The sequence below is a fragment of the Marinitoga arctica genome, assembly GCF_054657315.1.
The window spans coordinates 1-11,907 of sequence record NZ_BAAHYY010000046.1 but is presented as its reverse complement, the minus strand read 5'-3'; the positions used below and the strand labels follow the sequence as shown (position 1 = coordinate 11,907).

General features: G+C 24.8%; 9 protein-coding genes. 1 reads left to right on the top strand and 8 read right to left on the bottom strand.

The window, feature by feature from the left end:
• Positions 1–47 precede the first annotated feature (47 nt).
• From ACYQ44_RS09945 to galE, 6 genes are all read right to left on the bottom strand, one after another.
• Positions 48–1,238 carry an O-antigen ligase family protein gene (locus tag ACYQ44_RS09945; protein ID WP_459997054.1) on the bottom strand — a complete coding sequence of 397 codons (1,191 nt, stop codon included), beginning with the start codon at positions 1,236–1,238 and terminating at the stop codon, positions 48–50.
• Between the two features lie 16 nt (positions 1,239–1,254).
• Positions 1,255–2,343 (bottom strand): glycosyltransferase family 4 protein, encoded by a 1,089-nt coding sequence (locus tag ACYQ44_RS09940; RefSeq protein ID WP_459997052.1) that lies wholly within the window; start codon positions 2,341–2,343, stop codon positions 1,255–1,257.
• Positions 2,336–3,457 (bottom strand): glycosyltransferase, encoded by a 1,122-nt coding sequence (locus ACYQ44_RS09935; protein ID WP_459997050.1) that lies wholly within the window; start codon positions 3,455–3,457, stop codon positions 2,336–2,338. Before ACYQ44_RS09935 ends, ACYQ44_RS09940 begins: the two co-directional genes overlap by 8 nt.
• Before the next feature lie 18 nt (positions 3,458–3,475).
• On the bottom strand, positions 3,476–5,320 hold the full coding sequence (locus ACYQ44_RS09930) for a GumC family protein (RefSeq protein ID WP_459997049.1): 1,845 nt from the start codon (positions 5,318–5,320) through the stop codon (positions 3,476–3,478).
• Positions 5,321–5,331: 11 nt separating this feature from the next.
• Complete coding sequence (locus ACYQ44_RS09925) at positions 5,332–6,585, bottom strand: exopolysaccharide biosynthesis polyprenyl glycosylphosphotransferase (protein ID WP_459997047.1); 1,254 nt, start codon at positions 6,583–6,585, stop codon at positions 5,332–5,334.
• A gap of 121 nt (positions 6,586–6,706) precedes the next feature.
• Positions 6,707–7,717 carry a UDP-glucose 4-epimerase GalE gene (gene galE, locus ACYQ44_RS09920; RefSeq protein WP_459997045.1) on the bottom strand — a complete coding sequence of 337 codons (1,011 nt, stop codon included), beginning with the start codon at positions 7,715–7,717 and terminating at the stop codon, positions 6,707–6,709.
• Positions 7,718–7,883: 166 nt separating this feature from the next.
• Between galE and ACYQ44_RS09915 the strand changes: the two genes are divergently transcribed.
• A complete protein-coding gene (locus ACYQ44_RS09915; RefSeq protein WP_459997043.1) occupies positions 7,884–8,318 on the top strand; it encodes a type II secretion system protein in 435 nt (144 codons plus the stop codon).
• Between the two features lie 29 nt (positions 8,319–8,347).
• On the opposite strand, the gene ACYQ44_RS09910 is transcribed toward ACYQ44_RS09915, so the two are convergent.
• Both ACYQ44_RS09910 and ACYQ44_RS09905 read right to left on the bottom strand, forming a co-directional pair.
• Entirely contained in the window at positions 8,348–9,268 is a 921-nt protein-coding gene (locus tag ACYQ44_RS09910; RefSeq protein ID WP_459997042.1) for a tyrosine-type recombinase/integrase, read from the bottom strand.
• Complete coding sequence (locus tag ACYQ44_RS09905; protein ID WP_459997040.1) at positions 9,259–11,622, bottom strand: Lon protease family protein; 2,364 nt, start codon at positions 11,620–11,622, stop codon at positions 9,259–9,261. The genes ACYQ44_RS09910 and ACYQ44_RS09905 overlap by 10 nt, the downstream gene beginning before the upstream one ends.
• Positions 11,623–11,907 lie beyond the last annotated feature (285 nt).

Here is an 11,907-nt window from a genome sequence, read left to right as displayed (position 1 = left end):
AAATAATTATGAAGCTTATTATTTTTTCTACTAATTTAAAGTTATATTTATTGATATTTCTCTTTTAAGGATAAAACATACCCATAAAAATATGAAAATTGTGACCATAAATATAATCTTAAATAATTTTGATTTGACTGCAAAATAGCTATTAAAAATATAATAGACCAAAATAAAGCTATTAATTTTTTTTCTTTTCTTAATTGAGGTAAGAAAATTAAAGGTCTAAAATTTTGAATTAATAAAAATAATACTATAAAAAATCCATAGAATCCCAATTCAGCTATTAATTCAAGAGTTATATTAGAAGCAACATCCTTTACATCATTGCTAACATATGTTCCATAAGCACCCGCACCCACACCTATTAAAAAATTATCTCTTATTACTCTTAAAGTTTCAAACCACTTAGAAACTCTTTCGGGTGCTGAAGCTTTAATTCCAAGCTTAAATAATCTTAAGAAAAAATAATTAAAAAGTTCGGGTACAAAAATTAATGATAAAATCATAACAAGTAATAATACAATTATAAAATATAACAAAATTTTAAAAATATTTCGAATTTTTAAGTTAAGAAGATTATATGAAAATATAAATAATATAAATAGTATCATCATTAAATATCCGGATGTAGAAGTGGTAAAGATAAGTGCCAATATTGAAATTTTAGAATCTTTTGAATAAGAAATATCTTTATTTATAATTACATTATAATTAGAATAAATAAAATATGGCGTGAGATATGTTGCTAAATATGAAGGTTCATACATCCATATATATGGTCTAGGGACTCCAAATGTAAAATTAGTTCCAAAAAAAGGATCGGATATTCCAAACAACCCAATAAAGAACTGAATGAAAATGTAATAAGATATAATTCTATATATTAACAAAAGTTTTTTTTCAAAGTTTTCGAATCCAAAATGATAAATATAAGTTGAAAATAACAAAAATATAAAAATGTAATTATAAATAAACCAAATTAAATACGAAATTGTTCTTAATTTATTATAAGAAAAAATAATATTTATAAAAAAATAAAATATAAGTATCAAAAATATAAAACTATTTTCCCTATCTATTTTTATATTAACCTTTGAAAATAGAAGTATAAAAGTTATTATAAGGAAGAATTGTACAATTCTAACATTTCCGACAGGCAAATTTATAGAAATTCTATCAGCTGAAATAAATAATAAGGAAATGTATATAAAAAAATTAAGAAGTGAAAAATCCATCAATATCACCTGCGGTTTAGAGTATTTGTTTATAAATTTCTATTATTTTTTCCAATTCCGGATATGTTGAAAAATACTTATAATTTCGAAGAGATTCTTCAGACAATTGTCTTCTTAATGAGATGTTTTTAATAATTCTAATTATTGCGTTATAAATTTCTTTTTTATCCTCTGTATTGACTAAAATCCCACCAGTTCTTACAACTTCAGGGATTGCGGATGTATTAGAAGCTATTGTTGGTACTCCAAAATAAGCGGCTTCTAATGGAGGAATTCCAAAGCCCTCATATTCAGATAAAAAAATTAAAGCTAAAGCATTTTTATATAAATGTAATAAGTCACCATCATCTGCATCCACAATTTGAATAAAATTCTTCTTATGTTTAACTTTTAATAATGATTTATCAACTTCATCAAATTCATAATCTCTTTTTCCAACAATAATAAAGTAAAATTCTGGATAAATATTGAATACATTATCTAAAATTTGTATTGCTAAAGGAAGATTTTTATGTTTCTTTCTATTCCCAACATATAAAAAATAATTTTTAAAATTAAATCTATTATTTTTTTGCGGGAATTTTATAGATATTTTCTCATAGACTGTTTTTACCTTTTTTGATTCAACATTAAATATATGATTTAAATCTTTTTTCGTATTGTTCGAGACGGTAATGATGAATTTCGATTTTGATGCTATTCGCTTCATTAATTTTTCATAAACCAAAACTTTATGTGGTTGAAAATAATCTCTTTTTATAATTGGAATTAAATCATGTATAGTGAAAACACTATTTTTAGGGAAAAAAAATGGAGTGTTAATATGCAAAAAATGTATTAAATCAACTTGTTTTGCAATATTATTAAAATATAATTGCCCATATAAAAATTCTTTTATGGAAAAAGGTTTTAAGTCTATATTAATAATTTTTTTTATATTTTTTCCATTAGAAATATTTTTTAATTTATTATTGTAATCTATTATCACAAATTCAAAATCTTCTATGTTATTATTGATAATTTGATTTAATAAATTTTCTGTATATCTCCCAATTCCAGACATTCCATACATTCTACAATCCAAAGCTACAACTCTTTTATACATTTAATATCTTCTCCTTAACTTTAATACAAAACTTATCAAAAGAAAATTCTTTAGCTCTTTTAATAATTTTGTTTTTATCATATTCATATTTTTTATTTATAATATTTAAAATTGCATGTGATATTTCATCAGAATCCTTTGGTTTTATTACCTCACCAGTAATGTGATTTAAATTATAAAAAGACGTTCCTGTTCCTAATTCTGTTGTGATTACTGGAATACCACATGCCATTGCTTCTAATCCAACTAATCCAAAAGCTTCACCTCTATCAATCGATGGTAAAATAAATATATCAGCAGCACTATAATAGAAAGGAAGGTCTTCATAAGAAACATGTTCTAAAAATAAAACACGTTCTTCTAATTGCAATTTACTTACTAAAAGTTTTAACTCATTTTTTTTAGCTCCATTACCAACCATAATTAAAAAATAATTTTTTGGCAATTTTAATAAAGACTTAACTAAATAATCCAACCCTTTATAACGACCAAATCTTCCAACATATAAAATAATTTTAGAATTAGTACTAGCTTTTAAATGGGATAATAAAAATTTTCTTTTATTATTTTGACGATAATAAAAATGATTCATATCAACAAATAAAGGTATAATTTCTATTTTATTTTTATATTTCTGTAACAAAGGAGAAGTTTTAAGAATATTCGGGGAAGTAACTATTATTTTATCCATTTTTTGCAAATAATTATTAACAATTATTTTATTATAAATATTTCCTATCAGTCCTTTTCCAACAATATCAGCATGGTAAAAACAAATTTTTTTAGATTTCTTATATTTATTTAATAGAAAAAATTCCATCTCTGGTTGAAAAGATGGAAAATGAAATAACAAAATCTCTGATTTTATCGCTAGTTTATTAAATATTTTTTTATACATATTCGACCATCTAATTGGATCTTTTCTTAAAATTGAAGGAATTCTGTAAACATCAATACTATTAATTTTTTCTTTTGTAAATTTATTTTCAAAATTAAATGTTAAAACCTTAGAATCAAATCCTTCATTTTTTGCAATTTCTGCAATTTTTTCTGCAACTATTTCTACTCCACCAATTTCCGGATTATACATTTTGTTTACACTAAGGAAAATCATAATTCACCTCAAGAAAATTTACTTTATGTATACGATCTTTATATTTTTTATGTTGTTTCTATATATAAAACTTTTTATATTTTCAATATCACTAACAAATTCCTCAACTATTAATATAAGACTATCTATTTTACTAAAATATAAGTCAAAATATCCATCATTTATTTTAGGCAAATCTACTATATTTATCTTTTTTTCATTAATATCCAACAATTTCATATCTTTTGGGGATTTTATTTTAAAAATGTTAATATCGTTAACTTCAAGCAGTAACAATTCTTTTTCTATTTTATTTATTAAATCAAATTTAATATTTCCCGCCTTAGATATTCCAATATTTTTATAATTATTAGAAATGATATTGGATAAAATTTTTTTAGTTATATTTTCAACATCTTTTTTACTAGAAATAATATATTCTGGTAATTTTATACTTTTTGAAAAAATTTCTATATCTTTTACCTTTTTATTTTTCAAGTCAGAAATAAATGCCACTATAAAAGCTATGATTAAAGAAAAGAATAAGCCTATTCCCAATATTATTTTTTTGTCTGGAAAAACAGGATTAGTTGGAATATAAATTCTATCTATCATCTTCAACCCAGGTTCATAGGTTAATTTTTTTATTTGCTCTTGATCTAAATACTGTTTAAAAACATCTTTTTTATTATTCCATTCCACATAGCTTTTTTTAATATCTAAATATTGTTTCAATAAATCACTTTTTTCTCCAATCAACATTTTTATTTTTTCTTTCAATTTCGTAGAAACTTCTTTTTCAAGAGAGATATTTTCTAACTCGTATTTTAATGATGTATAGGTATTAAAATCTTGGGGATTAGTTGAAAGCATAAAAATTATGTTGTCCTTTAAAGTTTCTTCAATTTTTGTTTTTAAAAATTCTTCTTCGGTTTTAATTTTGCTTTCAAGTTGAAAAATCTTGGGATCATTAGGAGATGTTAATTTTAATGTTTCATACTCCAATTTATCTTTTATTATTCCACTTTTAATTGTTGAAAATTCTGGATTATTTAATAATAATCTTATCTTATATTCTTTTTTGAGATTAAAATAACGATTTTCGATAGATTTTAATTGTTCTTGTAGTAAAACCGATTTATTTTCAAAATCTAATAGCTCCATTTCTAATATATAATATTTATTAAAGAGAACATCTAAACCATTATCGTCAGTTATTAAATTTTCTTTTTCAAAATCTATAAGCTTGTTATAAAAGTATTTTGATTTGCTTTCAGCATCCAATAATAAACTTTCTATATTTTTTAATATAACTTGCATGTTTTCATAATATTGCTTTTTGGAATAGCTATAATAACTTTCATATAAATTAGAAATAATTGAGGCAGCAAATGTTGGGTTTGAATCTAACAAAGATACTTTTATCAAATTAGATGTTTTATCATCAGCAGCATTGCTATAATTTCCTATATTAATCTTTTTTTGTAGTGATTTTATCATATCAATATCAGTAATCGTAATATTTCTAAACTTTTGGTATAAGGTTTTATTTTGATTTGCCAATTCTGTAAGATTCATTTTTTTTACAACTTCAAAAACAACAGATTCTAATTTTAACTTTCCTAGCTCTGTTTCAAGATTAGAAGAACTATTTCCCAAATCAAGTAGGTTAGAAAATCCGATGTTTCCAAGAATATTTTGCTGAGAATCTATTTTCCCATTATATTCTAGAACTGCATAAGTTTCATATTTTTCTGGCAATATAAAAATAAGAATTATAGAGAGAATAAAAACAAAAAACATAGTTGTAAAAAAAATAGCTTTTTTTCTTTTTATAGCTCTTACAACATCAAAAATCGTAATTTCTATATACTTTTCATTCACTAATTTCCCTCCTATATTCCTTTTTTCCAAAAAATTGCTTCAATTGTTTGCATTATTATTTTTAAATCCAAAAGCGTTGTTCTGTTTTTTACATAATACAAATCATAACTCGTTTTTATCTTTGTTTCCTCTAAATTTGTTGGGTATTTATAATTAATTTGAGCCCATCCTGTTAACCCAGGTTTCACTTTATGCCTAAATTCATAAAAAGGGATTAATTCATTAAACTCTTTTACAAAACCTGGCTGTTCTGGCCTTGGACCAACAAAAGACATTTCGCCTTTCAAAATATTAACAAATTGAGGGATTTCATCAAGTCTTATAGGTCTAATTAATTTACCAGATTTCATTATTCTATCCTTTTCTTCATCAGCAAATTTTTCTGTTTTAGGTTTATTATTGTACATACTCCTGAATTTTATTAATATAAACTCTTTTTCATCTTTACCAATTCTTTTTTGCCTGAATATGATAGGCATACCATTTTCGATAAAAATGGCTGTACTCACTATAACAAAAATAGGAGATAATATAATTAATGACAAAACAGAAATAAATATATCGACAATTCTCTTAGCAGGAGATTCTTTAACCTCACTAAAAGCTACTTCATAATGGGCTTTAAACTTTTCTGCAACCTGAATAGGTATTCTTTTTAGAAATCTTTCCACTATAACAGGCAAATACTCTACCTTAATACCATTTTCTTTAAATTCATTTATTTCATCTATTACCAATTTTTCCAATTCTGGATCAGCAACTAACACACCGTCATGCTCTTTTATCAATTTTTTTAGTTTAACTGGAGATGGGTTTATATATTCATTAAATCTCAATTTTCCCAAACTCTTTTTTTCAATTTCATTCATCAATTCTTCCCATTCTTCTTTTTGACCTATTACAATATATTTTTTTGGTTCGATATGTCTTATTAACATATAATAACTAATTTTATGTACCAAAGGAAGCACGATAATATTAAACAAAAAATTATCAAGAAAATATTCCTTTAGTATATATCCGTTAAAAAGAGCATAAAAAGACAATATCACAAGAAAGCCCAACATCATACCAGCAAAAACCCTTATAATAGTATCATTCCAGCTTTCTATATTTTCAAAATCATATGTCCTAAAAGCATATATACCAAGATAAATGAATATAGAAAAAACTAGTGAAACGATTATATTTTTTGATATATATAGATTAAAAATTATTAATAAAACAAAATCTATTAGTTTTAAAAAATTAGAATTGATTTTCATCTTACGCCTCCATCAAAAATTTCTTCTATTCATAATTATAGCACAATTTTCACATTTTGCTTTTATAATAAAATAAGAAATTGTTAAATTTAGCAAAAAAATGAGAACCATCAAGTTCCCATTAATCATAGCCATTAGGATTATTTTTTTGCCAATTCCATGAATCTCTACACATCTCTACTATATTTCTCTCTGCTTTCCAGTCCAATTCTTTCAATGCCTTTGTAGGATCGGCATATACTTGGTCAACATCCCCTGGCCTTCTATCTGTTATTTCATATGGTATTTTTATATTATTTGCTTCTTCAAAAGCTTTTACTACATCCAACACACTATAACCTACACCTGTTCCTAAATTATATACCTTTACACCAGTATCGTTTATTATCTTCTCTAATGCTTTTATATGGCCTATTACTAAATCAACTACATGAATATAATCTCTAACTCCTGTTCCATCATGCGTATCATAATCATTTCCAAAAACATATAACTTTTCTCTTTTCCCAACAGCAACCTGAGTAATATATGGCATTAAATTATTTGGGATACCATTTGGATCTTCACCAATTCTTCCTGATTCATGTGCACCTATAGGATTAAAATATCTGAGCAAAGCTATACTCCAATCATTATCAGAAATATATAAATCCTTTAATATTTCTTCTATGAATAACTTTGTTCTTCCATATGGGTTTGTTGCAGATAATGGCGTATCTTCTGTTATAGGAACTTTTTCTGGATTCCCATATACTGTTGCAGATGAACTAAACACTATTTTTTTTACATTATTATCTTGCATAACTTCTAATAAATTCAATGTACCTGTTATATTATTATGATAATACAACAAAGGTTTTTCTACAGATTCTCCCACAGCTTTTAATCCAGCAAAATGGATTACTGCATCTATTTTATTTTCATCAAATATTTTTTCAACATCCTTTTTATTTAATAAATCTACTTCATAGAATTTAAAATCTTTTCCTGTTAATTCTTTTATTCTTTTTAATGCTTCTGGTTTACTATTAGAAAAGTTATCTAAAACAACAATTTCATATCCTGCATTTAAGAATTCCACACATGCATGAGAACCTATATAACCAGCTCCACCTGTTATTAAAATTGCCACAACTCCACCTCCAATAGTTTTTCTATCTTAAATTATTATAACATAATTATATTTATATTAATATGTTAAAAATTAAAATTTTTTTAGAATGTTTATTGCTATTTTTTTTGATTTTATGATATAATATTATTGTTTTATAAAAAAATTAACAAAAGGGGGCATGGGGATGACTTTAAAAAACAAAGAAGGGTTTTCTTTGTATGAGGTATTAATTGTTTTGGCAGTTATTGCTATTTTAGGGACTTTTGCTGTACCAATGGTAAATAATGTTATTACAAAAGCTAAAATGACAAAAATTATAAACGATATGAAAGTTTTAGAGAATTCTATTATACAATATTACTACAACGAAGATTCTATTCCTACAGATATCAGCGCCTTAATAGCCAATAATTACTTAGAAAATTCTCTAGATAATATAAATTTTAATGTAAATTCTAATGTTGTTTATGTTTTTTATAATACCACTATTGATAAAGCTGATGATTTAGAAAATTTAGATTCTACTTTAAAATGGAGTTCTTCTAATAGCGATTTTTCAACACTCGCCGATATTCCATCTGAAACAGAAAAATATCCTGTTTTAAAGGTAATATTTTAATAAAATTGTCCATCAGGACAATTTTATTTTTAACCTTCAAAATCTATTAATTCATCAGCATCCAAAGCTACCGATGTTGCTTCGTGATAATATATTTGTGTAGTTGCTATATTCCTATGACCTGCTATTTGTTTGGCTGCTTCTATTCCATGATTTAATGCTACCTTAGTAATTACAGTATGTCTAAATGAATGAGCTGATAATTTTTTCCCCCCTCTAAGTTCCTTCAATCCCAGTTCATTAAAATATTTATCTATTATCATCTGGACAGCTCTTTCTGTTAATGCCTTTCCAAAAGAATTAGGAGATAATGATATAAACAACGGATCGTTGAATTTATACTTTTTTCTTGCTTTTAAATAATCGTTTATTGATTCATATACTTCTTTGTGTAATGCAATAACAGAATCTTTCCCAACATGTCCTTTTGACTTATAATGCAGCAATACCTTATTATTTCTCTTTACAATATCCTTAATTTTTATATTTATCAATGAATGAATCCTTATTCCCGTATACGCTAAAGTTTTTATTATTGCTAAATCCCTTTTTCCCATTAAATTAGATGTATCAATAGAATTGAAAATTATTAATATTTCATCATCTGTTAAAATATCCTTTCTATGACCAAATGGTCTCTTTGCTCCTTTTACATTCTGAGCAATATTTTTATACAACCCCTTATCTTCTAAAAAAGCAAAAAAACGCCTTATTCCTGAAAGATATAAGTTTACAGTATATGGACTTTTATCTTTTAATAATTGAGTTTTCCAAACCTTAACCGTTTTTGGTGTTGGTTTGGATATATTATGTTTTCTTAAATAATTTAAAAAATATTTAATTGATTTTGTGTATTGTTTCTTAGTAACATCTTTTACATCGTCGAGTTCTTCAAGAAATTCTATTAAAATTTCATCGAATTTATTTATCTCTTTTCTTTCTATTTCCATAGCCAGAACCTCTTTTTATTAGGATGTAATTTCTTTAATTTATTTATTCCTTCCAAAACATAATAATTTACAGTATTTTTTTCAAAATTACCATGTTCATCTAAATTACCAGCTTTTTTATTCATCATTATTTCTATTGCTTCATCAACATTTTTTACTGCATATATATGAAATTTTTCTTCTTTTATCGCTTCTTCAACTTCATGACTTAACACTAAATTTTTTATGTTTTGATACGGAATTATTACACCTTGATCTCCTGTTAGACCTTGAATTTTACATGTGTTATAAAATCCTTCTACCTTTTCTATTATTCCACCAACAGGTTGTATATTCCCATGTTGATCTATAGAACCTGTTACGGCTATACTTTGTTTCAAAGATATATTTGATATTGCTGAAATTAAAGCAAGCACTTCTGCCAATGATGCACTATCTCCTTCAAGCATAGAATACACCTGTTCAAAACTTATTGATGCAGAAAACACCATGTGTTCATCAAGATGATATTTTGAATAGAAATAATTTTCTATTATCATTGTAGATTTTCTATGTATTTTTCCACTTAAATCGGAATCCCTTTGAATATCTAATAACCCTGCTTGTTTTGCAGAAAATACCTTTGCTGTAATTTTTACAGGAACTCCAAAAGAATATGAATCTATTTCCATTACTGTTAAACCGTTTATTTGCCCTATTTTTTCACCTTTTGTTTCTAACATTAATTGCCCATCTTTTATTGATTCCATTATTTTATCTCTATATAATGAAAACATATTTTCATGTTTTATTATAGCTTCTTTTATTGAATTTTCATCAATATATGGAATTGTATCGCTATATTTATCAGATATATAATTAGCTTCTAAAATTATATTTTTTAATAATCCAAATTTTGCTGATAACTTATCATTTCTTCCATTTAATCTGCATGAATATTTAATTAACTCTTCTATAGCCTTTCTGGTAAAATCTTTTATATTATTTTCTTTTATTATATTTTTTACAAACATTGAAAAATATTCAGCATTTTCTTTATTCAATTCTATTTCTGTATCAAACGGCACTTTTATATTAAATAATTTTTTAAAATCTGGATCATATGAGTATAATACCTCATACATCCATTCTTCACCAATCATTATTACCTTTATATTTAAAGGTATAGGATCTGGATCTAATGTGTGAACCACACTTAAACCTACTTTACTTTCTAAATTTTCTATTTTAATTTCTTTGTTCATTAATGCATTTTTTAATGCTTCCCAAACATATGGATTTCTCATTACTTTTTCTGCATCTAATATTAAATATCCACCATTTGCTTTATGCAACAACCCTGGTTTTATCATTGTAAAATCTGTTTTTAACAAACCCATTTGAGAAATATATTCTATTTTTCCAATAAGATTTGAATATGAAGGATCCGTTGCTTCTACAACTGGGGATCCTGTTATAGTTGAATTATCAACTATTATATTCACCGAGTATTTTTTCTTATAATACTTGTATAAATTTTCATCAGAAAGTATTTCTGGAAAATTTTCCGAAATATCATTTTTTATTTCATTAAGATGTTCTATAATATCAGAATTATTATTATATCTCTCTAATAATTCTTCAAATATTCCTGAAATAGTAAATAACGCCCAATATTTTTCTAGATTTCTTAGTTGCTCCCTATAATTCTTATCCATTTCTGTAATTTTTATCATTGTTTTTTCCATTAATTGCCTTAAAACTGGTGTTTTTTCTTCATATTGATTTTTTACTTCTTCTGGCAATTTATCATATTCTTCATCTGTTAATTCTTTTCCTTCGTATACTGGTATTGTTACTGCACCATTTGATGTAAATTGTAATTTAAATCCCAAATCTTCTACCTGTTTTTTCAATTCTTCCCATATTTTTTTTCTCTCGTTTAAATATTCCTGTTCTAATTGTGTTCTTTTTTTAGAAAAATCTTCTCCTTCTAAACCTTTTTTCAAAGCATTAAATGACATTTCTATTGTTTCTTCTAATTCTTTCTTAAATTTTTTAGCTAACCCTGTTTTTAAAGATATAGCTTTTGGTTTCATTGCATCTTTAAAATTATATACATATATATAATCATTCGGTGTTTTTCTATTAGTTGAGTATTTAGATAATATATTCCTGGCAAAAGTTCTTCTACCAGTATTTACTGGACCAGTTATAAAAATATTATGTGTTTTTTGTTCTATTGCTAAACCCATTATTATTGATTCATATGCTCTTTTTTGCCCAAAATACTCTGTAATTGTTAATAAACTTTCTGTATTTTCAAAATCTAATTGAGGAATATTAATTTTAAAATCTTCTAATTTCAAATTCATATTTTCATCCCCTAATTTTTATTTTCTTTATTCATTTTCTATTATTTTACTTCTTTTGCTTTCATACTAATTAATGCAAAATCATTAATTAATCCTGTTTGTTTTTATTTTTCTTTTATTTTAATTATATCATATTTTATTCTTTTAAACTTCAGTAACTTCATTTCCAAACAATTCCTCAACTATTTACACCCTATTTTTTATTCCATCAGAGTATGAAAAAGACAATGCAACTATTATAGATAAAACAAAGCCGGGCATTTCTGCCCGGTTTGTTTTTATACC

Excerpts from the sequence above, each read along its gene's own strand:
- ACYQ44_RS09945 (WP_459997054.1), bottom strand. The coding sequence starts at position 1,238 with ATGGATTTTTCACTTCTTAATTTTTTTATATACATTTCCTTATTATTT.
- ACYQ44_RS09940 (WP_459997052.1), bottom strand. The coding sequence starts at position 2,343 with ATGTATAAAAGAGTTGTAGCTTTGGATTGTAGAATGTATGGAATGTCT.
- ACYQ44_RS09915 (WP_459997043.1), top strand. The coding sequence starts at position 7,884 with ATGACTTTAAAAAACAAAGAAGGGTTTTCTTTGTATGAGGTATTAATT.
- ACYQ44_RS09925 (WP_459997047.1), bottom strand. The coding sequence starts at position 6,585 with ATGAAAATCAATTCTAATTTTTTAAAACTAATAGATTTTGTTTTATTA.
- ACYQ44_RS09910 (WP_459997042.1), bottom strand. The coding sequence starts at position 9,268 with ATGGAAATAGAAAGAAAAGAGATAAATAAATTCGATGAAATTTTAATA.
- ACYQ44_RS09935 (WP_459997050.1), bottom strand. The coding sequence starts at position 3,457 with ATGATTTTCCTTAGTGTAAACAAAATGTATAATCCGGAAATTGGTGGA.
- ACYQ44_RS09905 (WP_459997040.1), bottom strand. The coding sequence starts at position 11,622 with ATGAATTTGAAATTAGAAGATTTTAAAATTAATATTCCTCAATTAGAT.